The organism is Spirosoma liriopis (assembly GCF_023196085.1).
Classification (GTDB): Bacteria; Bacteroidota; Bacteroidia; order Cytophagales; family Spirosomataceae; genus Spirosoma; species Spirosoma oryzicola.
Genome location: NZ_JALPRF010000001.1, coordinates 2,081,220 through 2,107,321, shown reverse-complemented (window position 1 = coordinate 2,107,321; position 26,102 = coordinate 2,081,220). Strand labels below are relative to the sequence as shown.

Below are 26,102 nucleotides of genomic sequence, written 5' to 3'. Positions count from 1 at the left end.
AGATGAATGCACGCTGGAAGCTACTAAAGCATACCGGTGTCGGATTTATCCGAGTTTGCCGCCCGTAACTTCCACAATACTGCCCGTCATAAAACTACCCTCGCTGGATGCCAGCAATACGTAGGCGGGAGCCAGCTCTTCGGGTTGTCCGGGACGGGCAAGCGCTACTTCATGCCCAAAGTTTTTGACTTCATCCTCTGGCATTGTTGCCGGAATATTGGGTGTCCAGACGGGGCCGGGTGCAACGCAGTTTACGCGGATTTTACGCTTGCCTAGCTGAATCGCCAGCGATTTGGTGAACGCATGAATTGCACCTTTCGTCGCTGTATAATCAAGCAGGATTGGGTTGCCGACAATGCCAACGATACTACCCGTATTGACAATAGCGTCGCCTTCGTGCAGATGAGGTAAAGCCGCTTTGGCCATGAAGAAATACCCGAAAATGTTGGTCTCGAAGGTCCGGCGAAACTGTTCTTCGGTGATGTCCTCAATCGACTCCTGCGCCATTTGATAGGCTGCATTGTTGATCAGAATGTTGAGCTTACCATACCGATCAACGGTTTGCTGCACAGCGTTCTGACAGGCTGCTGAATCCCGCACGTCGGCTTTGATGAGTAGGCACGACCGGCCCTTGCTTTCGACAATCCGTTGGGTGTATTTGGCATCGTCGGTGTTTTCGTTGTAGACGACGGCAACATCGGCACCTTCCATTGCGAAGGCAATGGCTACGGCCCGGCCAATGCCAGAATCGGCTCCTGTGATGATGGCTACCTTATCGGTAAGCTTGCCAGCGGGCTTATAATTGGAGAGATCGCTGTCGGGGGCCGGGTCCATGTCGGACTGCCGGGCTGGGTAGGGAAGTTGCTGGCCTGAAATCTCTTCAGACTGAGGCCGAAATTCCGTTTGTTCCATAATAGCGTTGAGTAAATTTACTGTAGTAACATGTAGTTAAGGTTAGGTAACGGCCTGTTGTGTCATTTTGTTGATAAACAAAAAAGTCATCCAATGACCGGATGACTTTTCGCCCCTCGATTGTACGGGGTAAGAATGATTTGATGCGGATAGAAGCCTGTTGATTACATCTCCATCAGGATAATTTTCACGGCTTTGCTTTCATTCAGATCGAAGGAGCTTTGATCGAAACTGGGTGGACCCATGAGCATAGCTACGTTCGAAAACCCGAATGGCTCAGTAGGCATCTGACCCGAAAAATCCATCTTTTTGTTATCGTTCAAATCCTGATAAACGCGCACGGCATAACGACCTTCGGGCAGGTTATCGAATGTTACGGTGATTTCGCCGGATGGGGGAACGTCAACCGCTTTGGTTTCTGCCGATGTTCCTTTGAAGGTAGCCTCATCGATTGCCAGCCCTACGTATAGCTTGCCAGTCCGCTTGTTGACCTGCGTGATCGTGACGGTTAGTTTATGTGTGGCCGTCTCAGAGGTTGGTTTGGCAGGAGTTGTGGTTGTTGCAAACGCGTTTGATAATACACTGATCAACAAAGCGAGAGTAGGGATAAGGTTTTTCATGGAATATGATAAATAAAGGTTTGTTTTTGTTCGACAGGACAAACATAATTCGCCGTCGAACCCCATCGCAAATCAAAGGGACGAAGAGCGCGCTTTTGGGATAAATTACAACCTGAGGGACGGATGGGAGCACAGCAGGGACTATTGACAAAGAAAAAACGTACCTCGCGCTATTGATTTAAGGTCAGATTGCCGCTTTTGGTGTACCGGATTTCTTCTTCAGCCAGCATTTGTTTCAACGTCTGAGCGAGTGCATCAGCGTCGGCTTGCGAAAAATAATGAGCCAGTTGTTTCGGGGATATGCCCGGGCCATTCGCCATCGCAACGTACTCCCGAACCTGTTTGCGCACCACCGACGCTCCCACCTCGTGACTCTTACGCTTTTTAATGCAGTTGTCGCAGATACCACAGGCTTCACCCGGCTTCTCGCCGAAGTAGGCTTGCAGCAGTCGGGTACGGCACTGCGTCGGATGCTCAACATAAATCGTTGCGGCCTGTACTTTTCGCAGTGCCAACTCCTTGCGTCGGTTCAACTCCTGGGTGTTGACCGGAAGCGTTGGCGCATCAAAGCGGGGGGTTAGGAACGTTAGCTGGGGCTTGTCTTTCTGCTTCTCGTAAACCAGCACGTTTCGCTGATGAAGCTGTTCCAACAGAGTAACAACCTCATCCTGATTGACCAGATAGGCACGCGCCAGCGCCGACTCCGAAATCGTAATGAAATCAGTGAATACCTCGCCACCGTACATGCGCAGAATGAGTTTCAGGAACGAATCAAATCGGGAGTTCAGCACCTGAAACTCGTACAACTGACGATTGTCCAGCACCATGATCATGCGGGAGGGGTGAAAATAATTTTCGTTGAGCTGAATCAACCCTTCCAGTTGAAGTTGCTTGAGCGCGTAGTGCGTTTCCTGAGCGGGTAAGTTAAATGTGTGCGTAAACGTGTGCAGGTCGAAGTCATAACTGCTGAACTGCCCCCCGCCAACGGGCACAGCGGTGTAATTAGCCAGCGCCTGATACACGCGACGCAGCATATCGACCGGCTGGTACAATTGCTCGGTTCGGTAGCGCAGGTTTTCCAGATCATTCCGGGTGTACAGCATAACCGCGTAGGCTTTTTGCCCGTCGCGTCCTGCTCGTCCGGCTTCCTGATAGTAGGCTTCGAGCGAGTCAGGCACATCGAGATGCACCACAACCCGCACGTCGGGCTTGTCGATTCCCATACCGAACGCATTGGTGGCTACCATAACACGTGTGCGGTTCTGAATCCAGGCGTCCTGCTTTTCAGCGCGTTGCTGCGTACTCAGGCCAGCGTGGTAAAAATCCGCCGAGATGCCCTGCCGGTAAAGCGTCTGGGCTATCTGCTGTGTTTGCCGACGGCTGCGTACGTAGACAATGCCGCAACCCGGCACATTCTGCAAGATCTTGAACAGCCGTGACTCTTTACTTTCTTCCAGAACGGCAGAATAAGACAGGTTGGGCCGGGCAAACGTCTGCCGAAAGACCGCAGGGGGGCCACCATCGGGGCCGTGTAGAACTAGTTTTTCCTGAATATCGGCTTGAACGTCGGGCGTTGCCGATGCGGTCAGGGCGATAACAGGTGTATCGGGAATAAGCTCACGAAATTCCGCGATTTGCAGGTACGGAGGGCGGAAATCATACCCCCAAGCTGAAATGCAGTGTGCTTCATCAACGGCCAGCAGACAGACGGTCATCTGCTTTACCCGCTCGATGACAATTTCGGTTCGCAACCGTTCGGGCGAAACATAGAGAAATTTCGTATTGCCGTAGATGCAATTGTCGAGTGCCGTGTCTATCTCGCGGTAATGCATGCCGGAGTAAATGGCAGACGCCGGAATGCCTCGCTTGCGTAACTGTTCGACCTGGTCTTTCATCAGGGCAATCAACGGGGTCACAACGATACAGACGCCCTTCATGGCCAATGTCGGCACCTGAAAGCAGATCGACTTACCACCGCCTGTTGGCATCAGAACCAGCGCATCCTGCCGCTCCAGCACAGTATTGACGATCTCCTCCTGCAAAGGCCGGAACGAAGTGTATCCCCAAAATTGCTGTAAAATCTGTCGAACAGTCACGGTGAATCGTTTCTAAATGTCAGTTCACAACTTTTGGAACGAGCCAGAAGTCATAGAACAAGATTGTGTATGCGAATTTACAGCGTAGAAAAGACAAATCGGTTAGTATGATGGTTTACGTTGGCAAGGAAATGGTCAGGTAAACGCAGAAACTAGTATGATTCAGAAGGTTATTAAAACGGACGAAGAGTGGCGTCGCATCCTGACGCCAGAGCAATATCGGGTGGCCCGTGGTAAAGGAACGGAGCGTGCTTTTTCGGGTGAGTACTGCGAAGCGCACGACCCCGGTGTGTACGCGTGTGTCTGTTGTGGTACGGAGTTATTCGAATCCAAAACAAAATTCGAATCGGGAACCGGCTGGCCTAGTTTTACAGAGCCAATCGAAGAAGAGCGCATTCGGCTGGAAAAAGACTACAGTTACGGGATGTTCCGCATCGAGGTCTTGTGCAACGTTTGTGACGCGCACCTCGGCCACGTCTTTAACGATGGTCCCCCGCCAACGGGTATGCGGTACTGCCTCAACTCGGTATCACTGGTCCTCAAACGAACGGTCGATACAGAATAAATTCAGCAGAAAAAGGAAGAGATCATTTTTGTTCCTACTGTTGTGGTGGCTACTTTAGTCACCACAACAGTAGGAACGTTTGTTTTAAGGCGTCAGGTATTGATCAAATAATATACACCTGCGGTACGTGTCTTATGTTTTGGCCGCTATGCCAAGGTACAGACCAGATCGTTCATCAATCCAAAAGCAAATTATTGACTTTAATTTTATTGCTCTCATGCGTTTAGGGGTAACATCAGTACGCGTCCTCGCGATTGGTACAGCGCTGGTCGGTTCGCTGCTGGCAAATTCGGCGGAGGCCCAGCAAACACCGAAGGGATCAGGCGTCTACGAACAGTTTGTGCGAAAACTCCGGATAGACCATGCTGCCCCCAAAACCATTTGCTATAAATCCGAACAGAACGCCTTTACGCAGATCGCTCCTCCCGAAGCGTTTCTACGGGCTCGCCAGAATCCAAACCTACGGAAAGCGGCTACCGCAACCTTCCTCGTTACGTACAACGGGTTTACGCCCGAAGCGCAAAAAGCCTTTCAATACGCGGTTGACATCTGGAGTACGCTTATTTCATCGCCCGTTCCTATTCGTATTCAGGCCAACTGGGTTTCGCAAAGCCGGGGTGTACTTGGTTCGGCTGGTCCGGCTGAGATCCGGGCGGGTTTTGAATTAGATTCGGGCGGAGCACAAAAGGCCTACGGATTGTACCCGATTGCGCTGGCCGAGAAGATAGCCCGTCGTGAACTGAACAGCCCTACTGTTCCAGACATCAAAGCCGATTTTAATCAGAACAACAACTGGTATTACGGCATAGACCAGCGAACACCCGCCGGACAAAGCGATCTGGTGACGGTCGTTTTACACGAGATAGGTCATGGCCTTGGTTTCATTGGTTATTTCGGTTCGGAAGGAACCAGCGGAACTTACCTGACAAGTCCTTATTCGTCGGTGTTCGATCACTTTATCGAAACTAATCAGGGGCAACGGCTGGTTGCCGAAACGACGACATTTCCCGATAATTCAATCCAGCTATTCCGGCAGCTAACGGGCGACAATCTGTTTTTGAACGGCCCGATTCTACGCAAAAAGACTGGTACGCGTGCCAAGTTGTACGCGCCGTCCGTCTTTGACAGAGGGTCTAGTTTGTATCACTTGGACGAAACAAACTATGCTCGAAGCGATATAAATTCATTAATGACTCCGAAGATTGCGAATGCTGAAGCCATTCACTCGCCCGGCCCGCTGGTTCTGAGTTTCCTGGAAGATATCGAATGGAAAACTACGTCGCTGTTGCACAAAAAGCTGGCTAGTACTGAAGACGATAAAGACGCCGTTTTCCGGGTTACGGTTGTCAGCGATACCCTGCTAACGCCGGGTTCTGTGCGGTTGCTTTATCGGAAATCGGCACCTACCGCCACGGACACGGCCTTCACTGCCATAACGCCGACGCTGGTAGCGGGAAGTACATCGACGTACACGTACACAATGCCCGCCAACGTTGCTAAGGGCGACATCTGGTATTACTTCCGGGTGCAGGATGCATCTGGACGAACGTTCACCAATCCGGGTAAGCTGCCTAACAATGTACAGGATCTTCACAACGTACGTTTCGGTCCAGACAACGTACCACCTACCATTGCCTATAGCCCGACCAAAAACTTCATTTTCAACCCTGCCGTAGCCGACAGTTTGCCGGTTAACGCTGGTATATCGGATGATCGAAGCGTAGCCTATGTAAACACGAATATTGATTCTGTTTATATAGATTATCAAGTTAATGGTGTTAATCAGCCAAAACTTCCACTGGTTCTCGGTGCATTTACGGTAGATGGTACACCCTATGATAGCATCTACAGCAATCGAATCGTTTTTCCAGCAAATTCGCTGAAAGCCGGTGATAAAATCACGTATCGAATCGTAGCGCGTGATGCATCGCGCGCAAAAAATCAGACCGTCAGTCCGAAGACGGGCTTTTATGAACTAACCGTCGTAGCGCCTAAAGCACCTGTTGATCGCTATGTCAATACCTTTCAGGATGCCAGCGCTGCCGCCGACTTTGCGGGGTATCGATTCGGTATAGCTACTCCGTCAGGTTTCGCTGATCCTGCCGTTCATTCGGAGCACCCGTATCAGAATGGGTCCGATTTTAAAGCGCAAAGCAACTACGAATACGTGCTGCTGGCTCCGGTCAGAATCAAGACCAATCCGGATAGCGCCGTAATGCGTTTTGACGAGATCGTATTGGTCGAGCCAAGCGACGCGGGTAGTGAATTCGGCAAGTCAGGCTTTTATGATTACGTGGTTGTAGAAGGATCGAGCGATAACGGACGTACCTGGAAGCCTTTCCTGACGGGTTACAATTCAAACAATCAGTACGACTGGTACGCGGCCTACAACAACAATCTTGTCAAGGGCGCAACGGCCCAAGAGACTAATTCTGCTACAGTTGGTACGCCCGCGCTTTACAAACGGCACGAGTTTTCGCTGGTGAGCAACGGCAATTTCAAAGCGAATGACCAGGTGTTGATCCGCTTCCGACTTTTCGCTGATCAACTGGCGCACGGCTGGGGCTGGGCCATCGACAATTTGCAGATTCAGGTGCCCGCACCGCCCGTACTGGCGAACGAGCCGATTAGCGCGGGTACATTTTCTGTTTACCCGAATCCGATCAGTAGCGGTAGCGTCCAACTGGAAGCGGAGCTAATCAAGCCTGTTAGTGAAGTAGGCTTGTCGATTACTGGTGCCACCGGGCAGATGTTGCGGCAACTGAGGCTAAAAGTAAGTGGCAGAAAGCTGAGCGAACAAGTAGACATGAGCCAGTTGCCGACGGGTATCTATTTTCTGAAGCTGCAAACGGGCGAATCGGTACTGACGCAGAAAGTTATTATTGCGCGTTAGTCCGTCGATTTACCGAATTCGGTTGATCGCTGTTAACACGATAAGCTGAGTCCTGCACGCATGAGTATGATCAAAAAAACGGCTCTACTGCTTTTCTGCGTTGGTTTGCTGCTGAACTGTTCACCGGCTCGGCGCATCACGCGTGATCTTCGTACCAAGTCTGCGTACACCGATCATTTTACGGGTGTTGCCTTGTACGATCCCGGCAAGCAACGGATGTTGATTCAGTATAATGCCGACAAGCCGTTTATCCCCGCGTCGAACACGAAGCTGTTTAGCTTCTACGCCGGGCTTTTGTCATTGCCCGATTCGCTACCAGCGTTTCGCTACAGCATCCGAAAAGGTACGACCCAAGGCGATTCACTGATTTTTTGGGGAACGGGTAATCCGCTTTTGCTACACCCTGATTTGCCGGATACAACGCTACTGGCTTTTCTGCGGAACCGACCGGAACAATTGTATTTTTCGGCGGCTAACTACAACGGACCGCGTTTTGGAGCGGGCTGGGCCTGGGATGACTACAACGATGATTATTCGCCTGAACTGGCTCCGTTACCTCTTTTTGGCAACGTTGCGCGTTTCAAAAACGGTATGGTGAGTCCTCGCCGGTTTGCCGATAGCGTTCGGGTTACTGATCAGGCCAGTCCGAACGTACGGCGGTCTGAGTTTAGCAACCAGTTTATCCGATCCGCAAGTGTCCGACCAGGTCGGCAGGACGTTCCGTTTCGGTGGTCGCCCCAGTTAGCGGCTCAATTGCTGGCAGATACGCTCCATCGTCCGATAACGGTAGTTAACGTGCCGGTGTCGCAGGATGCGCAACTGGTGCGGGGTACATCAACCGATTCACTGTACAAACGAATGTTGCAGGTAAGCGATAACCAGTTTGCCGAGCAAGTGCTTTTCATGGCGTCTGCCGAGCGACAATCCAGTCAACTAGAGCCGCTGACTGAATTGCGACGGGTTGCTGATAGTTTGCGTTATCCCGCTCCATCGGCAAAATGGGTAGATGGTTCGGGATTATCGCGCTATAATCTCTTTACGCCGAACACGCTCGTTGATTTGCTGAAAAAAATCGTGGTCAAAGTGCCGCAGAAACGGCTGTTCGCGCTGTTGCCGTCCGCTGGTCAGTCGGGTACGTTACGTTCTATCGCCACTACCGAAAAGCCGTACATTTTCGCGAAGTCAGGTTCTATGAGTGGTGTTTATAACCTGAGCGGCTACGTGTTGACAAAACGAAATCGGACGCTGTATTTCAGTATCATGCATAATAATTTTACGCAGCCCGTCAGTGAAATGCGACGCCGGACAGCCGAATTGTTAAGAATAATCCATGATCAGTTTTGAGGTTAGTTGACTTGCTGTGGATTTATAGATTCATACGCCGTATCTCCAAGACACGGCGTACGATCTATAAATCCACAGCAAGTCACTCATTGGCGAATGACCAGTTTGTAAATCGGGTAGCTCACGGCGATAAAGCCAATCGCGTACAAGCTGCTGGAAAAATCACCAATAACGACACCGATCAAAAATGCCAGCGATGCAATCAGTAGGGACCAGGTTGTAAACGGGTAACCCCATGCACGAACCGGTCGCGGTAATTCTGGCTCCGTTTGCCGTAAGCGAATCAGTGCGGCAAAGCTTGCCGCGTAGCATAGCACGAAGAAAAACGTCGCTATATCCGATAGTTTGCTATAGGTATTGGTCAGAATCAGCAAGATCGACGCCAAAGCGGTCAGAATGGTAGCGTTGATGGGTGTACCACCGTCATTAACCTTTGTTACGAACCGAAAAAACAACCCATCGCGTCCCATCGCGAAAATGACGCGTGGATTAAACATAATCTGGGCGTTGATAATACCCATAATAGAAATCATCAGCAGGAACGTCACAACCTGCGCGCTCCCCGGTCCAAATAATAGCTGAACCGCATCTGCTGCCGGTAGCTTCGAGCCCGCCAGCGTCGATATGGGCAGCACATACAATAACGCCAGATTGACCAGAATGTAAATGCCAATTATTAACAAGACCCCACTGATCATAGACCGGGGTAGATTACGACTAGGATCTACATCTTCCTCCGTAAAATAAGCCGCCGTATGCCAGCCGTCGTAGGTGTAGAAAACTGATTGTAAAGCCGCTAAAATACCCAGCCAGATACCGCCCCCGGCCAGTGGTCGAACCGTGTCCGTTGAGATGGGCGTGTTCGTATCAGGCGTCACGGCGAAACAAACGATAACAAAAGCGAGTAAGCCAACGGCTTTCAGCACGCTCATAACCTCCTGCGCCCGACTCGCCAGACGAACACCAACGGAGTGAAAGGCGACGAAAGCCACCAGAATGCTAACAGCGATTAGTTTTTGGTGATCGACCAACGAAGGAGAAAGCAGGCCGATGTACTCACTCATAACCGCTGCACCGAAGGCCATCGCCGAAACGCTACCGAGCCAGCTACTGATGCCAATGATAAAACCGGCGTAATTGCCAAACGCCCGGCGGGCGTATACGTACCAGGCTCCGGCTTTGGGCAGCATAGTTCCCAACTCCATGACGGATAAAGAACCGATAAGCGCGTATAAGCCAACAACAAGCCAGACGGCAATAATCAAGGAAGGATTTCCAACATCTTGAGCAATAGGACCTGGTTTTCGCAAAATGCCGGTGCCAATTGTTCCGCCGATGGTTACGGCCACGCCGAAGCCGACGCCTAACAGTTTTTTTAATTGGTTTTGAGCCATAGGTTGGCGGAAAACAACGTTTCGGTTCGTCGAGGTAGGTTATCCTACAATGATAGCGAAAAAGTGGCTGAAATGAACAGATTGCCCGCTTGTCGCAACGCATGGGTGATTTTTTGTAAGTTTGCCCGCATGAGAACCCTCCTCACGCATCCTTACGTGCTGGTATTTGCCGGTGGCGGAATCGGTAGTCTGGTACGCTACCTCGCTGGACGGTTTATTCCGGCAACGTTATCTGGTTCACCGTTTCCAACCGCTATCCTGCTCGTTAATATTATGGCAAGTGCTGTTCTGGGAGCTGTAGTGGGCTGGGCGATGGGGCGCACGACCGGCGAAGATATGCGCTTGCTGATCGGTGTTGGTTTCTGCGGAGGGTTGAGTACGTTCTCTAGTTTTAGTAACGATACCGTTCTGCTGCTGCAAAATGGTCGGATGGGTGTTGCGCTGCTCAATATCGGCTTGAACGTAGTATTGTGCCTGCTGGCTTCAACCGGAGGTTTATTGGTTGGTCAGAAATTATGAACTGGATCGCCTACAGACGATCTGTAGGAAAAGCTTTCTTACACGGAAATTTACAAGGGTTTCTTTCGGCTAATGGATTCAATTGCCTCACAAGATCAGACTATAGCGCGTCGGCTTCACGATGCGCACGATACGTATAAGGAACAAACCTTACTACACCGTCGCTTCAAACACAAAGACATTGTACCACTGCTCAACTCACTCAGCGGTCAGGCACCGTTTGACGTTAGCCAGATTGGCGAATCTTTGGAGAAGCGGTCCATTCATCAGGTCAAGGCTGGAATGGGTTCCAATAAGGTGCTGCTTTGGTCTCAGATGCACGGCGATGAAGCAACGGCGACAATGGCTTTGTTTGATATTTTTAATTTTCTAAAGGCCAGCAACGATGGGTTCGATGACTTTCGGGAAGCAATCTTAGCCAGTACGACCCTGTATTTTGTGCCCATGCTCAATCCCGACGGAGCCGAACGGTTTCAGCGTCGTACTGCAACGGATATTGATATGAACCGGGATGCGCTGCGGCTACAGACGCCGGAGGGGGCTTTGCTGAAGAAACTGCAACAGACCTTACAGCCACTGGTTGGGTTTAATCTCCACGATCAAAATCCCCGGTACAGCGTAGGAAAGACGGGAAAGCAGGCTGTTATGTCATTTCTAGCGACAGCTTACGACGAAGAACGGAATGTCAACGAAGTTCGCGAGCGATCCATGCAACTCATTGTAGGTATGAACCGGGTTGTGCAGCAATTCGTACCGGGGCAGGTAGGTCGCTTTGATGATGAGTTCGAGCCGAGGGCTTTCGGTGATAACATTCAAAAGTGGGGAACGACGCTCGTTTTGGTTGAATCGGGCGGCTATAAAGGTGACGTTGAGAAGATGATTATCCGGCGGCTAAATTTTGTGGCTATCCTGACGGCGTTGAAAGCGATTGCCGATGGCTCGTATAAACGGGAAGATACCGCCGACTACCAACGCATTCCCGAAAACGGACGCTTACTCTTTGATGTACTTATTCGCAATGCAACCGTTGTTCGGGAGGGTCAGGCGGTTACGGTAGATGTCGGAATTTTTCACAATGAAATCAACACCAGCAACGGTGGATTTCGCTACAAAAGCGTCATCGACGACATTGGCGACCTGTCAACATTTCATGGATTAAATGAAATTGATGCAACGGGCTTAACGCTTGTTCCAGCTCATGTATACGCCGAACCCTTAAACTCTGCTGCCGACTTGCAACAGCTTGATGTTGCGTCGCTTAGACGCGAGGGGATCTCTGTATTCAAGGTTAGACAGAAGCCTGACGATTGTTACCCTCAACATCCGGTTCACTTATTATACGAAGGCGATTTGCCCGCGCAACCCCTTGCTATTGACCAGATTCCGACTTTCCTGTTGCTGAAAGACAATCAGATTATATACCGGTTTGTCAACGGGTTCTGGGGCGATACTATTGACGAGTCAGGCAAACAGTGTAACGGCATAGCCGAATAATCAAGCGCTAAAAATTTAATAAACCACTTTATTATGAACTATCCTCTGGCATCGGCAGAATAATATTAATCGTGTTAAGGAATGGTTAAGATTCTGTCTACTAACAGGTTACGTAGACGGGTAAATGTAACCCAAGCGTAACATTGGCGTAACGTTGGCGTAATATTGGGCTGGTAGTTTTGCGACGCTTATAAGCGACTCCAAAAAACCAATATGAAACGTAACGTATTCTTATTTCTACTATCACTCTTGTCGACCGCCGTTCTGGCGCAGACAGGTACCGTCAGGGGTACCATTAAAGACAGTAAAACCAAAGAAGCCTTAATTGGCTGTACAATTCGGATTGACGGAACCCAACTGGGTGGTACCACCGACGTAGAAGGAGGTTTCTCAATCGCCAATGTTCCCGCCGGTACGCAGAAAGTAGTTATCTCGTACATATCGTATCAAACCAAAGAAATTCCAAACGTTCGGGTAGAGTCTGGAAACACGACCGCTATTGAAACCGAACTGGACGAAGAAGGAAAATCGCTTCAGGAAGTTGTTGTCCGGGCAAACCGCGCTACAAATACGGAAGTAGCCGTTATTACCGAGATCAAGCAAATCAAAGCGCTGGCCGTCGGTATTTCGGCAGCCCAGATTCAGAAGTCGCAGGACCGCGATGCCGCAGCGGCCATTCGCCGGGTACCGGGTGTCAGTATCCTCGACAATCGTTTCGTTCTGATCAGAGGATTGGGCTCTCGCTACAACTCCGTCCTGATCAACGACGTAATCGCACCATCGACGGAAGTAGAAACCCGTTCCTTCTCCTTCGATATTATTCCAAGCAACATCCTTGACCGGATGATTGTCTACAAGTCGGGTTCGGCTGAATTGCCCGGCGATTTTGCGGGCGGTATCGTAAAAATCTACACGAAGCGTCGTCCAAGCAATAACTTCTTTGATGTTGGCTTAACGTTCGGCTACCGTCCCGGCACAACTGGCCAGCAGGTACAATCCCACGACCGGGGTGGCTTGAGTGCATTAGGGTTATGGTCAGCTAATCAGACTGTACCAACGAGTTTCCCAACACGTTCCGGCGATTTTAACGCGCTGGGTGCTCCACAGCGCGCGGCTTATGCGCGTTTGCTTCCTAATTCATGGGGGTTAACGAACGTCACGGTTATGCCCGATGTACGTTTTGCGCTTAACACAGGTCGTCGGTTTGATGTCGGCAATGTTCAGATCAGTAACCTGACCAGCGTCAACTACAGCATGACGAACCAAGCGACCGACATTGATTTCCGCGTGTACGAAAACGGAGCGGTTGCTAATGCAGTCAACCAATCGTACAACGACGCCAGCTTCGCCCGGCAGTCGCGGTTGGGACTGCTTCACAACTGGTCGCTGCGCTTTTCGCCAGCGTTCACGCTCGAATGGAAAACGCTCTTCAACCAGCTGGGCAATCAGGAAACCGTTGTTCGGCAGGGTCAAAACTTTGATTCAAACGCCGATATCCGCAGTTATTCGCAACGGTTCGAAAACCGTAGTATCGCTACGACGCAGGTTTCGGGTGAGCATCAGTTAAATGAACTGACAAAGCTTAACTGGATTGCCGGTTATGGCTATTCGGGCCGTTGGGAACCTGACTGGAAACGCGCTCGCTACCAGGCTCCGTTGAACAGTGGCGAAAATGGACCATACACCCTCGTAACTCCGCTATCACCGAACCCGATTGACGTAGGTCGGTTTTACTCGAAGCTGAATGAGCAGACTGTTTCGTTAATTAGTAATTACGATCATACGTTTGGTAATCCAACGGATCGGGAGCCTAGCCACATACGGGCCGGTATCTACGGCGAACGTCGCGTTCGTGACTATTCGGCTCGTTTTTACGGCTACAACAGTATTCCCGGATCAGCCAGTGACGGCGCTATCGTGCAGCAGCAACCGATTGGCTCAATCTTCTCGCCAACGAACGTAAGCGGTCAGCCTGGTGGACTGTCGTTACTGGATGGTACGTCTGATTTTGATTCATACCAGGGAAGCAATACCTACGGTGCTGCTTATGTCAGTGGTGACATCAACCTGAGCGCTCGCACCAATGTAACGCTAGGCTTACGGGGCGAATACAACGTGCAGGGATTGCAAAGCCAGCGGATGGGTGTTGACCGGCAGTTGGTAAACCGGGCGATTTTTAGTCCACTACCATCGATCAACATTACGCACAAGCTTAACGACCGGCATAACGTACGGCTGGCTTATTCGGCTACCGTGAACCGACCCGAACTACGCGAGTTAGCTCCTTTCCAATACTTTGACTTCAACCTGCTGGCCGTTGTTACGGGTAATACCGAACTGACGACTGCTACGGTTCAGAACGTTGATTTGAAGTGGGAATTTTACCCAAGCCCCAACGAACTGATTTCGGTTACCGGTTTTTACAAGCATTTCCGCAATCCGATCGAAAGCTTCCTGCTCCCAACGGGTAACGGTTTTAGCTATTCCTTCATCAATGCTCCGACGGCTCGTAACTACGGTGTCGAAGTAGAAATTCGTAAAGGTTTCCAGCAGTCAGGGAGCAAATTCCTCCAGAACCTTCAGGTTGTTGCCAACGGATCACTGATCAACAGCCGCGTAACGCTGGGTGACTTTGTCCGGGCTCCAGATGCAACCTCGACCGTTGTTGATGTACCGCTGAAAGATTTGGCCGACCGCGAACGGCCACTGGCAAGCCAATCGCCATACCTGATTAACGCCGGGGTATACTATCAGGAGCCAAACACGGGACTACAGTGGAACGTACTGTACAACGTTTACGGCCCACGCATCTTTGCCGTAGGTACGCGTAACAACCCGACGATCTATGAACTTCCCCGTCATGCGATTGACCTGAACATCAGCAAGACGTTCAACCAAAAAATTGAATTACGGCTAGGCGTTCAGGATATTCTGAATCAGGCAACCCGATTCGCTCAGGATTTCAACGGCGATGGCAAAATCGGCAAAGACCTTACGTCGCAAACCGTTGGTGCCGATCAGGTTTTCCGTCGCTTCCGTCGTGGCCAGTACGTTACGCTGACCGGTGTTTACACCTTCGGCCGTCGCACGATTGTTCCCTAATGTTTTCCAATTGCCTTTTATAAACCAAATCAATGTTAGTTATGAATCAGCTCATTCGGTGGGGAAGCCTGTTGACGTTAGTAGCAGGACTGATCGTCTTTATTTCGTCCTGTAAGAACGACGATTCCCCCGCTCCGGTGCTCAGCATTACGTCTATCAGCCCAACGTCGGCACCTGTCGGAACAACCGTTGTACTTACCGGTACCAATTTCAACGCAACTCCGGCCAGCAACACGGTAACGTTTGGCGCTGTTTCGGCTTCGGTTGTTGCCGCTTCATCAACGCAGTTATCGGTTGTTGTACCCGCCAGCGCCGGTTCGCCAGTTTCGGTTACAGCCAATGGTCAATCAGCACAGGGACCTGCGTTCACGATTAGCTCAAAACCCGTTGTGACGAAGGCCGGAAGCATCACGGCCAGTGAAACCTGGACAGCTGGTAATGTGTATCTGCTCAGAGGTTTTGTTAACATAAAATCGGGTGTGGTCGTAACGATCCAGCCCGGTACGATTATTAAAGGCGGTACCGTTGACGAAGATCCAACCGGTTCCAAAAAAGGTGGTACGCTCATCGTTGAGCAGGGTGGCCGTGTAGAAGCGTCGGGTACGGCACAGCAACCTATCGTTTTCACATCCAACCGCGCGGCTGGATCACGCAACTACGGTGACTGGGGTGGTATCGTTCTTATCGGTAGAGCGCCACACAACCGTCCAGCCAGCCAGGCAGCAGAAGGTGGTATCGGTATTCAGCTAGGTGCGTTCAACGAGCCGACTGACAACTCGGGTACGCTCCGGTACGTGCGTATCGAATTCGGTGGTATAGCTCTGACAAATGAAGCAAACAGCGAGATCAACGGATTAACCATGTACGGCGTAGGATCAGGTACGACCATCGATCACGTACAGGTTTCTTACAGTGGTGACGACTCTTACGAGTGGTTCGGTGGTACGGTTAACGCAAAATATCTGGTTGCTTACCGTGGTTTCGACGATGATTTCGATACGGACTGGGGTTACACCGGTAAAGTACAGTTTGGCGTGTCGTTGCGCAATCCGCAGGTAGCTGACCAATCGGGTTCAAACTGCTTTGAGTCGGACAACTTCAACTCTGGCGAAAACGCGGGTGGTGTTGCCTTATCAGCAAATAATGGTCTGCCGCTTACACAGCCTATTTTTGCTAACTTCAGCAGCTTCGTAACGAGCGGTACGCCAAGCAATGCATCGACATCGAGTTCGGGCGGTAGCGGTCCATACCAGTCAGCTATGCACCTGCGTCGCAACACGGCTATCAGCGTTATCAATTCGGTGTTTGTTGGCTGGCCTGAGGGACTTCGTCTGGACGGAACCACAACCGGTACGCTCAACAACGCTAACAACGGTAGCCTGGAAGTACAGGGAATTACGGTTGCTAACTCGCTAACGGCAGTTCGGGGTGCTGGTAACATCACCAATGATCAGGCTAGCGCTTATTTCTCACTAGCCGCTCGTAAAAATAACGTTATCGCATCTACGGATCTGGCTTCGCTACTACTCAATGCGAATAGCTTTAGCCTGACCTCGCCAAACTTCGTTCCTGGTTCAGGTTCTCCATTGCTGACATCGGCCAACGCAATTACCGGTGGTAAACTATCCGACTCGTTCTTCGTCTCTGCTCCCTACCGGGGTGCGTTCAACACCGAGAACTGGCTGACGGGTTGGACCAACTTCGATCCGCAGAATACGAACTACGATCAATAGCCTTCATTATATAATTTCATATTGGTGTCGCATGAAAGGGCCGGGGCTTTGCACCGGCTTTTTTCTTGTTACGGATCAGTTGAGTGGGTAATACTGCTGATAAATAGTGGGTTATCACGCGGAAAATAAATTAATCAACTATTTCTAGTGGGTGGAATACTCATATGATAGTAAGATTTTGCACATTGCAGGCAAAAGGTGACGAATAGTTATAGATAATCTACATATTTCGTTACCTAGGGGTCAAAAGCGCGTCTAACACCCAATTAAGTTTATTGAGCGTTATAAGAAGGGCTTGGCATTGGGACAGAAGTGCAGGCAGTATAACGTTTGTTTAAGCCTCGAAAAGCGTAACGACTAGCTCAATAGCTTCTATTTCCTTACAAGCTGCTGCAAGTTTGTGGACCGATTTTGCCTCAGTATATAGTGTTGTTCAACTCCTAAGTTACCGTAACAGATGATTTCAAAAAAAGCCAAGTACGCGATTAAGGCCCTCAAAGTTTTGACTGAAGAGTTTGGAAAAGGCCCTGTCCTGATTTCCTATATCTCAGCCAAAGAAAACATTCCTAAAAAGTTTTTAGAAGCGATTCTGCTGGAGCTACGTAACCACGGAATCCTCCAAAGCCAGAAAGGAAAAGGAGGAGGGTATCTGTTACGTGTAGATCCGGCTCGAGTTAATCTGGCACAAGTACTACGGGTTATTGACGGGCCTATTGCGCCAACACCGTGCGTGTCTTTTAACTTCTACGTAAAGTGCGACGATTGCAACGATGAGGTGACGTGCGCGCTGAAACCGATTATGGAGCGGGTGCGGGATGCCAATTTAGGCGTCTATGAAAACACAACCTTACTGACGTTCCAGAATCTGGACTCGATTGAAACGAAAGAAATTGCAATTGGGGCCAATGCGCCTGAATTGACGGAATCGTCTGCTGACCGGTTATTAGCTTAATCCGGCAGATCTATAAAAGTATTGGGGCGTAGGCTTACGTTGTAGGCCTACGCCCCGATTTTTGTTAGCTAGGCTGGTGCTCCTTCCGCAACAGATCGTTTACCGTTTTAACCGGGTTGAACGTAATCAGCGGTACTTCCACAAAAATAGTATTCCAGTCGGCCATGGCGCCGTTCCAGAGGCCCGGCAACTCCTGTGCTTTCAGGTCCTTACCATCTTTTGATTTAGCCGTAATAAATCCGGTTTGTGGATCGCGGTAATCGGTCAGGTTAAACTTATTGCCCTTGTGATCTTTGACACCGCAAACCAAATCGACCGGGTTGAAGTGCGTTGCCTCATCGAAAATCGATTTCTGTTCTTGGTTCGACAGGTCAATCTGGGCCGACTCGACAATTTGAAGTGAGGTTGAGCCATCCTGATTTCTGGCCCAGAACGGTCCTCCACCGGGTTCGCCTACGTTCTTCACCATACCGCAGGCACGAACCGGTCGGTTTAGTTTTTTGCGTAAGTAGGCTAGTTTTTCTTCCTTCGCTAAGCTCTCAAATCCGTCGGGCGGAAGCGTAAATAACGTCCGGCGCAGGAGTTCGTCGGCTTCCGCCACATAACCGTCGCTTACTTCGTCAGACTCTAGCAGGCCCTGCAATCGGGCGATTTGCTGCTGCGCGTCAAGAAGTACCGATGCCAACACTTTCTTGTAGGTGATTGTTGGCTCCTTAATCTCGTCGGGTACAACATTGTCGATGTTCTTGATGAACACAATATCAGCGTCGATATCGTTGAGGTTTTCAATCAGTGCACCGTGACCCGCCGGGCGGAACAGCAACGAGCCGTCCGGGTTGCGGAACGGCGAATTGTCCGGGTTAACCGAAATGGTATCGGTCGATTTTTTCTGCTCAGAAAAGCTGATGTCGAACGTAACGCCCAACCAAGCTTCGTAATCGGCTCTTTGCGCGTCGATCAACTGCTCAAAGCGGTCGCGGTGTTCGGGCGATACCGTAAAATGAATTTTTACCAACCCATCGGAATTAGCGTAAGCCGCTCCTTCTACCAGGTGTTCTTCGACAGGCGTGCGTGGGCCGTCCGGATAGTTATGAAACTTCAGCAAGCCCTTCGGCAGGTTGCCATATTCCAGACCTTTGTCCGTCAGCAAAAAGCTCAAAACCGTCTGGCGGTCGTTTTCAGCCACGGCTTTGTCCAGATCCTGCCCTTGAGCAGCCATGGCGGCTTTTAGATCTTCGTAGAAGGCAAAGTCGGTCATGCGGGCAAAAACCTCATCCGTTGCTTTGTCTGACTTACCATCCAGCGCGGCAAACAACGACTTGAACATACGGGTAGCCGCTCCCGAAGCGGGTACGAACTTAACCAACTGACGTTCGTGAGCCGCCTGGTCGAAGCGATGAATGTAAGCGGCTAGCTGATCCTCGTCAACACGGACGATCCCGTCACCAACGGTTGCCGCTTTGATGACGTTGAGATAAGGGAATCCGTTGACGAAATAGTTTATTTGCTTATCGATCTGCTCAGGAGAAATACCCTGTGCCACAATCTGGTCCTGATCTTGCTCAGTAAATTGCATAAGGTGAACGGAATAATAGCGTTAGGAAAGGGCGGCAAATTGGCTAAATAGCTGATGTGACGCAAATCAATTTTATGTTAGTGTTATTTGTTTTAAAAGCGCTCGACTAAGGAAACACGATGAAGAGTCGATTCAACAATGTCTGGAGTGGCTGGTGACAAATTATCGACTATTCAGTGAATTTAGCCAAGTAGCTTATTACCAAAATACTTTTGAAAAAAACGGTTAATGAACATGAAACTAATTGCCTTCGATGCCGACGACACGCTTTGGGTAAACGAGCCAAACTACGTCAATGTTAAAGAGAAATTGTGTAAGCTGCTTTCCCATCACGTAGATCAGACAACCTTGTCCCAACGGTTTTATGAGGCACAGATACGCAATTTGCGGTTGTTTGGCTATGGTGCGAAGAGTTTTATTCTGGCGATGATCGAAACCGTTATCGAGCTGACGAACGGTGCGGTGACAGGAACGGAGATTCAGCAAATTATTGACGTTGGTCGTGAACTGTTAGACTTTCCGATTGATGTGCTCGACGGAATCCCTGAAGTACTGGATGTGCTGTCGCAACAGTTCGATTTGATGGTGCTGACCAAGGGCGATCTGTTTGACCAGGAAAGTAAAATTGCCCGCTCCGGTTTGGGCCATTATTTCAAGCACATCGAGATTGTCAGTGAAAAGAACGAACAGTCGTATCAGGCAATCCTTAAAAGGTATAACGTGCAGCCGAGCGAATTTCTGATGATCGGCAATTCCCTGAAGTCTGATATATTGCCAGTCGTTCACATTGGTGCGAAAGCGGTTCACATACCATATGCGATTACCTGGGAGCACGAGCGAGTGGCAGAGGAGCAGTTAGCCGGTAAGTCATTCGTCACGCTGGAAAGCGCGCGTGGGCTGGTCGAACTGATTATGGGTGCTAAAGAAGTAGCGTGAAATGGTCAGCGTCCAGATTCGCCGGAAACCTGTTGCGAAACGTCTGTAGCTCGTCCAGCGAAAGATTTTGTTGGTGGGCGATTTCAGAATCAGTTTGCCGAAACAGGATATCGCCTTTAAAGTCAATCACGGCGGAGTCGCCCGTGTAGGGGTGATTATTCCCGTCTTCGCCAACCCGATTGACGCCGACGACATAACTCAGGTTTTCAATGGCCCTGGCTTGCAGTAGCGTATTCCAGGCATTACGCCGGGGAGCGGGCCAGTTGGCTACGTAAAGCAACAGATCGTACTCGAAATCAGCGGAGGTTTCGCTTTGGTTGCGGCTCCAGACGGGGAAGCGCAGATCATAGCAGATCAGCGGACAGATTCGCCAGCCTTTCCATTCTTTGACAATACGGCGGGTACCGGCGGTGTAAATGGTGTCTTCGCCCGCCATACGAAATAAATGGCGTTTGTCGTACGTATCGAACTGACCGTCGGGCTGCATCCAGACCAGCCGGTTAAAATAATTGCCTTTTTCCTGCACGACATAGCTGCCTGTAACGACCGCTTTGGTTTGAGCCGCCATCTGCTTCATCCACCGAAAGGTCGTCAGATTCATTGGCTCAGCCACGGACGATGCGTTCATCGTAAAACCCGTCGTAAACATTTCGGGCAGAACAATCAGATCGGTCGGTTCCGGCAGGGAAAAGACACGCTCCTCCAGCATAGCCCGGTTGGCGACAGGGTCGTGCCAGTATAGACTTGTCTGAAGGAGCGTGACATTAAGCATCGGTAAGCGGGACTACCGCGAAAATTTCATTTTGTATTCGGCATCCGTCCGGCCTTTCGTGATGTCGGCCAGTTTTTTCTTGATAAGCTGACGACGAATGGTTGGCAGATAATCCGTGAAAAGTTTGCCTTCCAGGTGGTCGTATTCGTGCTGAATGATACGGGCGGCCATACCATCGAATTCTTCTTCGTGCTCGTTCCAGTCCGTATCGAAGTAGCGAATCACAATAATTTCGGGTCTGAACACTTCCCCCCGGATGCCAGGAATGCTTAGGCAGCCTTCTTCAAAGCCCCAGTCTTCGCCGGCTTCTTCAATAATTTCCGGATTGATAAATACCTTTTTAAAGTCAACCACACTCTGGTCAACATCTTCTTCGGGTTCGTCCTCGTTCAGAGGCTGACCATCTACCACAAACATGCGAATGCTCTGTCCAATCTGCGGTGCTGCCAGGCCAACCCCGGAAGCCGCGTACATGGTTTCGAACATGTTTTCGCTTAATGTTTTGACGTCGATGCTACCGGGTTCGATATCTTTGGCCCGTTTTCTCAGCACTGGATCGCCGTAGGCAATTATTGGGAGAATCATTGTTTTATTGGTCCGTTGTCGGTCGAAAATCCCTGTATGTTGAACGGGTTTTCTATTCCAAAAACTATTTTTTTAAGCTTTCCATGTATGACTGAAGAATGATGGCCGCACTGACCTTGTCGATGTTGCCTTTCTCCCGCCGATCTTTTTTCGTGCTTCCATTGGCCAGCATAGCCTGCAATGCCATAACTGACGTGAAGCGTTCGTCATGCCAATAAACGGGAATATCGGGCAAAGCGTTCTGTAAATGAGTCACAAACTTCCGGACACGGGGCGTATTATCGGTGTCCGTTCCGTCTAATCGTTTGGGTAATCCAACGACAAACGCTTCTACTGGCTCCCGTTCGACATAGCTCTTTAAAAATTTCAACAGCTCGTGAGACGGTACCGTTTCCAGCGCCGAAGCAATAAGTTGCAACGGGTCCGTAACGGCAAGGCCAGTTCGTTTTGCACCGTAATCAATCGCTAAGAGTCGCGCCATAACAGGGGCAAAGGTACAACATTGAGGTTTGAGGTCCGTTAATTCGCAAATGAAAAAAGCCATCCGAAGATGGCCTTTAACGTAATATTGACTTCCTCAAATGGCTTCGGTTGCTGAACCGTCGAACGGTATCCGTTGGTTCTGTCCTTTCTGATTACCGGATAAACGTTCGTGAATAGGGCCCGATTTGTCTCGGAGAAAAGCCCCCGACCGTTTGGTGAAGAACGCTTTGATCTCAGCCAGGATCGACAAAGCAATTTCGTCCGGTGTTTCGGCCCCTAAGTCCAGACCAATGGGAGCGTGAACGCGTTCCAGGGTGGTTTCAGAAAAATGAAGACCGTATTTGGCAAACTCGTCCTGCATCTTGTCAAACCGTTTCCGAGGCCCCAACATACCGATATACGGCACATCGGTGGCTAACAGCGATTCCAACACGGCGCGGTCGTAATTGAAGTTGTGCGACATCAACACGGCTGCCGTTCGGTCGGTAATGGTAATCTTATCAAGAACGGCTTGCCGATCGGCAAACAAAACACAGGTTGCTACCGGAAAGCGTTTAGGGGCTAAATGGGCCACGCAGTCGTCGGTTACCGTAACCTGCCAGCCAAGATCGCGGGCAAGCTTCGCTACCGGGATAACATCGTAACCGGCCCCGAAGATTACTAGCTCGATGCCTGGGTCAATTCGCTCGATAAACAACTCCGCGCTTCCTGATTCAACCGCGTAGGTTTGCGTTAAGGGCTTACCTGTAACAAACACGTTCTGCATATCGGCTTGCAACCAATCTGGAATCAGGCTCGCCGACTGATCGGTCAGCACAAAGCGGTTACTGGGCATCAAGCCAGTCGTTGCATCGCTTTTAAGGACGGTAGCTAACACCCGAACATCGCGTTTCTGAGTAAACTCACGCAGGAGTTCGACCGGATTATGCGAATCGGTCGGGTCGATGGGTTCGATCAGAATGTCGATGATGCCGTTACAGCCCAGACCAACACCAAAGCTGTTGGCTCCATCATCCATTGTATCGTACGTAACGACAATGGGATCGCCATCAAGCATTACCTGACGTGCTTTCCGAAGCGCGTCGCCTTCCAGACAGCCCCCGCTGATCGCTCCTTCCCAGCGGCCATCGTCGGTGATAAGCATCCGCGCTCCCGGCCGACGGTACGAAGAACCTTCCACCCAGACAACGGTTGCCAGAGCCGCCTTGCGTTTCGAAAAATCTATCTGTTCAAAAACCTCAACGATGCGGGCTATTTCTTTCATGGACGATGCTGCGTTTTGACTGTCATAGTCCTTCTGACAGAAGGACTATATAAACTATAACGGTAGCCAGAAAAATCTGTTTTGTGTTCGGAGCGTAAACAGATCAACCGAACGCGATCAGGAAACTTTCTCCAGATCGAACGGCAACCGACGGATGCGTTTGCCCGTAGCCGCGAATACCGCATTAGCCAGTGCGGGCGCTAACGGCGGTAAACCGGGTTCGCCAACGCCTTTGATCGTCGGCCCCCCTTCGGCCAAAATGTGTACCTCGACGGGAGGCATCTCGTTGATACGGAGCATCCGGTTTTTATCGAAGTTGTCCTGAACTGCACGACCCTGCTCGAACGTGATGCCGTCTTTGGTGGCGGCTGTCAGCGCCATCGCAATTGCTCCTTCGACCTGTGCTTTGACGGTATCGGGATTGACAACCGTTCCCAGATCGATTACGCAGTACACCTTGTCAACTTTTACACCGCCACTTTCCGTTTTGGAAACCTCGACAACCTGACCCGCCAGTCCGGCGAAGAAATTCCATTGCGCAACACCCCGGCCTTTTCCAGCAGGTAACGGCTTATCCCAGCCCGACACTTCTTTCAGTTTTGTCAGCACGCGCTTGGTATCCGATTCTTTTGTCAGCATCGCCAGGCGGAACGCCATTGGATCTTGGCCCGCTTTGTGGGCCATCTCGTCCAGAAAACACTCGTGCGAGAAGGCCAGCGTCGAACTCGTCACCGAGCGCCAGTACGTCAGCGGAATGTGCGTTTCGGCGTGGACGTAGCGTGTGTTTACATTCGGAATTTCGTATTGCTGCTCATTCGTGCCTTCCAGCATGGTGCCGTCGGGCTTCGTTTTGTCGTATTTCCCCTTTTCGCCCATCGTCGCGTCGATAGAGGGCGAAATGACTTTATGCTGCAAAGCGACGGCTTGGCCTTCGTTCGACAAAGCACCACGCATGGCCGAAAACGTCATCGGGCGGAAAGGACCAAGTGCCGTATCATCCTCGCGCGTCCAGACAACCTTAATCGGTTTACCAACCGTTTTCGACAACAGGGCCGCTTCGGTGGCAAAATCTTGCGTGAGTCGTCGGCCAAATCCGCCACCGTTAAACAGAATATTTACCTTGATATTGTCGGCTGGGATGGCTAGTACTTTAGCTACTTCGTCCCGTACCAAATCGCCACCCTGCGACGAAACCCACAGTTCCAGTTTGTTGCCGGGTTGATAATGAGCCAATGCGTTCATCGGCTCCATCGTCGAATGGCTTATGATGGGCGTTTCGTAAAAGGCTTCGAGTTTAACAGGAGCGTCGGTGAATGCCTTGTCGAATTCGCCCGCGTTATGGCCGACAACACCATCGGTTTTTGCCAGTTCACGCAGCGAATTTTCAAAGCTTACCGTATTGAACGTCTCATGGTTCTGGTTATCCCATTTTACGGTTAAGGCTTTACGGCCTTTCAAAGCAGCCCAATAGTTGTCTGCTACGACGGCTACACCTTCGTAGCGATTGTAGCCAACCACGCGCTCTACTTTAACCACCTGCCGAACACCTTTGACTTTCAAGGACTGCGTCGCGTCAAAGCTCACCAGCTTACTGCCCAACACCGGGCACCGCTCGACTGATGCATACAACATACCGGGTACTTTCGCGTCAATGCCGAACTGCGCTTTCCCCGTTGCTTTGAGAGGGGTGTCGGGGCGAGGGGCGGGTTTACCCAGAATTTTGAAATCGTTGGGGTCTTTTAAGGTAGGCTCTTTCGGAACGTCCAGCTTGGAAGCTACCTCTGCCAATTCACCGTAAGACAGTTTTCTGCCCGATGGCCGGTGTACGATTTTTGCGTTTTCGGCGTAACACTCCTGAGCAGGGACGTTCCACTGCTGGCTAGCTGCCTTGATAAGCATATCGCGGGCCGATGCCCCCACTTTCCGCATCTGCGTGTAGCCGCCCCGGATGGAACCGCTGCCGCCAACGGCCTGCGACCATAAGCCGCCGAACTTGCTTTCGCCCCCGGTTTGCAGGATAGTAACGTTGTCCAGCGAAACTTCCAGCTCCTCGGCAATCAGCGCCGGAACCGACTGGTACGTCCCCTGACCGATTTCGGGTCGGGGGTTCATCAGTGTAATTCGGCCTGATTTTTCGATGAGAACAAAAGGCGTCAACTCGACCGATTCGGGTAGGGCCAATCCGGTTTGGTCGCTTAGATTTAGTACAGGACCGGCGAGGGGTTCAGTGGCCGAAAGACCCAAGGCAAATGCCGCGCTGGTCAAACCGGCCGCTTTCAGAAAACTTCGGCGGTCAATGGAAGTTTGGTTTGGTTTTGCGCTCATCGTTTGCCGATTTTGGGTGTAGACTTGGGTGCTTTGGGTGGGACGACTGCCATCTCGGATGAAGCCGTGTGAATCGCCTGCCGAATCCGGTTGTACGTACCACAACGGCAGATATTTCCCTGCATAGCCGCGTCAATATCGGCATCGGTAGGTTTAGGTGTTTCCTTGAGCAAGGCTACCGCCGACATAATCTGCCCCGACTGACAGTAGCCGCATTGGGGCACCTGATGCTCGATCCACGCTTTTTGAATCGGATGGTCGCCGTTTTTAGAGATACCTTCAATCGTCGTAATCTTATGCCCTGCCGCAGCCGATGCCGGGAAGCTACAGGAACGAATGGGGGTACCATCGAGGTGAACCGTGCAGGCACCACACTGGGCAATGCCGCAGCCAAATTTGGTACCGGTTAACCCAACGACATCGCGGATGACCCACAACAGCGGCATATCAGCATCGACATCAACGGTATGTGGTTGATTGTTAATGGTTAATTTCAAGGAAGACATAGCCTAGACGGATAAATGAAAAGCAATCAAT

At 50.7% G+C, this 26,102-nt stretch carries 20 protein-coding genes; 9 read left to right on the top strand and 11 right to left on the bottom strand.

The genetic code is table 11. From position 1 onward, the window contains the following. Positions 1-45: 45 nt before the first annotated feature. The 3 genes from M0L20_RS08810 to M0L20_RS08800 form a co-directional block, all read right to left on the bottom strand. Positions 46-912: an SDR family oxidoreductase gene (locus M0L20_RS08810; RefSeq protein ID WP_232560438.1), complete on the bottom strand. Its 867-nt coding sequence runs from the start codon at positions 910-912 to the stop codon at positions 46-48. Positions 913-1,076: 164 nt separating this feature from the next. After that, entirely contained in the window at positions 1,077-1,532 is a 456-nt protein-coding gene (locus M0L20_RS08805) for a DUF2141 domain-containing protein (protein WP_248476535.1), read from the bottom strand. A gap of 170 nt (positions 1,533-1,702) precedes the next feature. Continuing rightward, on the bottom strand, positions 1,703-3,628 hold the full coding sequence (locus M0L20_RS08800; RefSeq protein ID WP_232560436.1) for a RecQ family ATP-dependent DNA helicase: 1,926 nt from the start codon (positions 3,626-3,628) through the stop codon (positions 1,703-1,705). Positions 3,629-3,785: 157 nt separating this feature from the next. Here M0L20_RS08800 and msrB point away from each other — a divergent pair, with 157 nt between their 5' ends. From msrB to M0L20_RS08785, 3 genes are all read left to right on the top strand, one after another. After that, entirely contained in the window at positions 3,786-4,193 is a 408-nt protein-coding gene (gene msrB, locus M0L20_RS08795) for a peptide-methionine (R)-S-oxide reductase MsrB (protein ID WP_232560435.1), read from the top strand. 217 nt (positions 4,194-4,410) lie between these two features. Continuing rightward, complete coding sequence (locus tag M0L20_RS08790) at positions 4,411-7,086, top strand: T9SS type A sorting domain-containing protein (protein ID WP_248476534.1); 2,676 nt, start codon at positions 4,411-4,413, stop codon at positions 7,084-7,086. A 60-nt stretch (positions 7,087-7,146) separates the two neighbouring features. Next, a complete protein-coding gene (locus tag M0L20_RS08785) occupies positions 7,147-8,430 on the top strand; it encodes a D-alanyl-D-alanine carboxypeptidase/D-alanyl-D-alanine-endopeptidase (protein WP_248476533.1) in 1,284 nt (427 codons plus the stop codon). An 86-nt stretch (positions 8,431-8,516) separates the two neighbouring features. On the opposite strand, the gene M0L20_RS08780 is transcribed toward M0L20_RS08785, so the two are convergent. Next, complete coding sequence (locus tag M0L20_RS08780) at positions 8,517-9,824, bottom strand: APC family permease (RefSeq protein WP_248476532.1); 1,308 nt, start codon at positions 9,822-9,824, stop codon at positions 8,517-8,519. Between the two features lie 129 nt (positions 9,825-9,953). On the opposite strand from M0L20_RS08780, the gene crcB reads away from it, so the two are divergent. The 5 genes from crcB (at position 9,954) to M0L20_RS08755 (ending at position 17,624) form a co-directional block, all read left to right on the top strand. Then, the gene (crcB, locus tag M0L20_RS08775) at positions 9,954-10,343 is read left to right on the top strand and encodes a fluoride efflux transporter CrcB (RefSeq protein ID WP_248476530.1); all 390 of its coding nucleotides are present in this window, start codon (positions 9,954-9,956) and stop codon (positions 10,341-10,343) included. A gap of 72 nt (positions 10,344-10,415) precedes the next feature. Further along, positions 10,416-11,837: a M14 family zinc carboxypeptidase gene (locus M0L20_RS08770; protein WP_248476528.1), complete on the top strand. Its 1,422-nt coding sequence runs from the start codon at positions 10,416-10,418 to the stop codon at positions 11,835-11,837. A gap of 213 nt (positions 11,838-12,050) precedes the next feature. Beyond that, entirely contained in the window at positions 12,051-14,939 is a 2,889-nt protein-coding gene (locus M0L20_RS08765; RefSeq protein ID WP_248476526.1) for a TonB-dependent receptor, read from the top strand. 41 nt (positions 14,940-14,980) lie between these two features. Further along, the gene (locus M0L20_RS08760) at positions 14,981-16,672 is read left to right on the top strand and encodes an IPT/TIG domain-containing protein (protein WP_248476523.1); all 1,692 of its coding nucleotides are present in this window, start codon (positions 14,981-14,983) and stop codon (positions 16,670-16,672) included. A 457-nt stretch (positions 16,673-17,129) separates the two neighbouring features. Next, on the top strand, positions 17,130-17,624 hold the full coding sequence (locus tag M0L20_RS08755; RefSeq protein WP_232560427.1) for an RrF2 family transcriptional regulator: 495 nt from the start codon (positions 17,130-17,132) through the stop codon (positions 17,622-17,624). A 64-nt stretch (positions 17,625-17,688) separates the two neighbouring features. Here the strand turns inward: M0L20_RS08755 and M0L20_RS08750 are convergent, their stop codons facing one another. Continuing rightward, entirely contained in the window at positions 17,689-19,200 is a 1,512-nt protein-coding gene (locus M0L20_RS08750; protein WP_232560426.1) for a DUF4301 family protein, read from the bottom strand. A 234-nt stretch (positions 19,201-19,434) separates the two neighbouring features. Here M0L20_RS08750 and M0L20_RS08745 point away from each other — a divergent pair, with 234 nt between their 5' ends. After that, the gene (locus M0L20_RS08745) at positions 19,435-20,136 is read left to right on the top strand and encodes an HAD family hydrolase (protein ID WP_248476522.1); all 702 of its coding nucleotides are present in this window, start codon (positions 19,435-19,437) and stop codon (positions 20,134-20,136) included. Here the strand turns inward: M0L20_RS08745 and M0L20_RS08740 are convergent. The 6 genes from M0L20_RS08740 to M0L20_RS08715 all read right to left on the bottom strand — a co-directional run bounded on the left by M0L20_RS08740 (position 20,120) and on the right by M0L20_RS08715 (position 26,071). Continuing rightward, a complete protein-coding gene (locus M0L20_RS08740) occupies positions 20,120-20,908 on the bottom strand; it encodes an amidohydrolase (RefSeq protein WP_248476520.1) in 789 nt (262 codons plus the stop codon). The two genes, M0L20_RS08745 and M0L20_RS08740, sit on opposite strands and share 17 nt — an antisense overlap. 12 nt (positions 20,909-20,920) lie before the next feature. Next, complete coding sequence (gene def / locus M0L20_RS08735) at positions 20,921-21,493, bottom strand: peptide deformylase (RefSeq protein ID WP_232560423.1); 573 nt, start codon at positions 21,491-21,493, stop codon at positions 20,921-20,923. A 64-nt stretch (positions 21,494-21,557) separates the two neighbouring features. Then, the gene (gene ruvX / locus M0L20_RS08730) at positions 21,558-21,974 is read right to left on the bottom strand and encodes a Holliday junction resolvase RuvX (protein WP_232560422.1); all 417 of its coding nucleotides are present in this window, start codon (positions 21,972-21,974) and stop codon (positions 21,558-21,560) included. Positions 21,975-22,070: 96 nt separating this feature from the next. Then, positions 22,071-23,240: an XdhC family protein gene (locus tag M0L20_RS08725; RefSeq protein WP_248476518.1), complete on the bottom strand. Its 1,170-nt coding sequence runs from the start codon at positions 23,238-23,240 to the stop codon at positions 22,071-22,073. Positions 23,241-23,357: 117 nt separating this feature from the next. Further along, on the bottom strand, positions 23,358-25,565 hold the full coding sequence (locus M0L20_RS08720; RefSeq protein WP_248476517.1) for a molybdopterin cofactor-binding domain-containing protein: 2,208 nt from the start codon (positions 25,563-25,565) through the stop codon (positions 23,358-23,360). Beyond that, on the bottom strand, positions 25,562-26,071 hold the full coding sequence (locus M0L20_RS08715) for a (2Fe-2S)-binding protein (protein WP_232560419.1): 510 nt from the start codon (positions 26,069-26,071) through the stop codon (positions 25,562-25,564). The genes M0L20_RS08720 and M0L20_RS08715 overlap by 4 nt, the downstream gene beginning before the upstream one ends. Between the last annotated feature and the right edge of the window lie 31 nt (positions 26,072-26,102).

Coding starts and splice junctions, on each gene's coding strand:
- M0L20_RS08725 (WP_248476518.1), bottom strand. CDS start 23,240: ATGAAAGAAATAGCCCGCATCGTTGAGGTTTTTGAACAGATAGATTTT.
- def (WP_232560423.1), bottom strand. CDS start 21,493: ATGATTCTCCCAATAATTGCCTACGGCGATCCAGTGCTGAGAAAACGG.
- M0L20_RS08785 (WP_248476533.1), top strand. CDS start 7,147: ATGAGTATGATCAAAAAAACGGCTCTACTGCTTTTCTGCGTTGGTTTG.
- ruvX (WP_232560422.1), bottom strand. CDS start 21,974: ATGGCGCGACTCTTAGCGATTGATTACGGTGCAAAACGAACTGGCCTT.
- M0L20_RS08720 (WP_248476517.1), bottom strand. CDS start 25,565: ATGAGCGCAAAACCAAACCAAACTTCCATTGACCGCCGAAGTTTTCTG.
- M0L20_RS08805 (WP_248476535.1), bottom strand. CDS start 1,532: ATGAAAAACCTTATCCCTACTCTCGCTTTGTTGATCAGTGTATTATCA.
- M0L20_RS08715 (WP_232560419.1), bottom strand. CDS start 26,071: ATGTCTTCCTTGAAATTAACCATTAACAATCAACCACATACCGTTGAT.
- msrB (WP_232560435.1), top strand. CDS start 3,786: ATGATTCAGAAGGTTATTAAAACGGACGAAGAGTGGCGTCGCATCCTG.
- M0L20_RS08765 (WP_248476526.1), top strand. CDS start 12,051: ATGAAACGTAACGTATTCTTATTTCTACTATCACTCTTGTCGACCGCC.
- M0L20_RS08755 (WP_232560427.1), top strand. CDS start 17,130: ATGATTTCAAAAAAAGCCAAGTACGCGATTAAGGCCCTCAAAGTTTTG.
- M0L20_RS08770 (WP_248476528.1), top strand. CDS start 10,416: ATGGATTCAATTGCCTCACAAGATCAGACTATAGCGCGTCGGCTTCAC.
- M0L20_RS08810 (WP_232560438.1), bottom strand. CDS start 912: ATGGAACAAACGGAATTTCGGCCTCAGTCTGAAGAGATTTCAGGCCAG.
- M0L20_RS08750 (WP_232560426.1), bottom strand. CDS start 19,200: ATGCAATTTACTGAGCAAGATCAGGACCAGATTGTGGCACAGGGTATT.
- M0L20_RS08745 (WP_248476522.1), top strand. CDS start 19,435: ATGAAACTAATTGCCTTCGATGCCGACGACACGCTTTGGGTAAACGAG.
- M0L20_RS08790 (WP_248476534.1), top strand. CDS start 4,411: ATGCGTTTAGGGGTAACATCAGTACGCGTCCTCGCGATTGGTACAGCG.
- M0L20_RS08760 (WP_248476523.1), top strand. CDS start 14,981: ATGAATCAGCTCATTCGGTGGGGAAGCCTGTTGACGTTAGTAGCAGGA.
- M0L20_RS08780 (WP_248476532.1), bottom strand. CDS start 9,824: ATGGCTCAAAACCAATTAAAAAAACTGTTAGGCGTCGGCTTCGGCGTG.
- crcB (WP_248476530.1), top strand. CDS start 9,954: ATGAGAACCCTCCTCACGCATCCTTACGTGCTGGTATTTGCCGGTGGC.
- M0L20_RS08740 (WP_248476520.1), bottom strand. CDS start 20,908: ATGCTTAATGTCACGCTCCTTCAGACAAGTCTATACTGGCACGACCCT.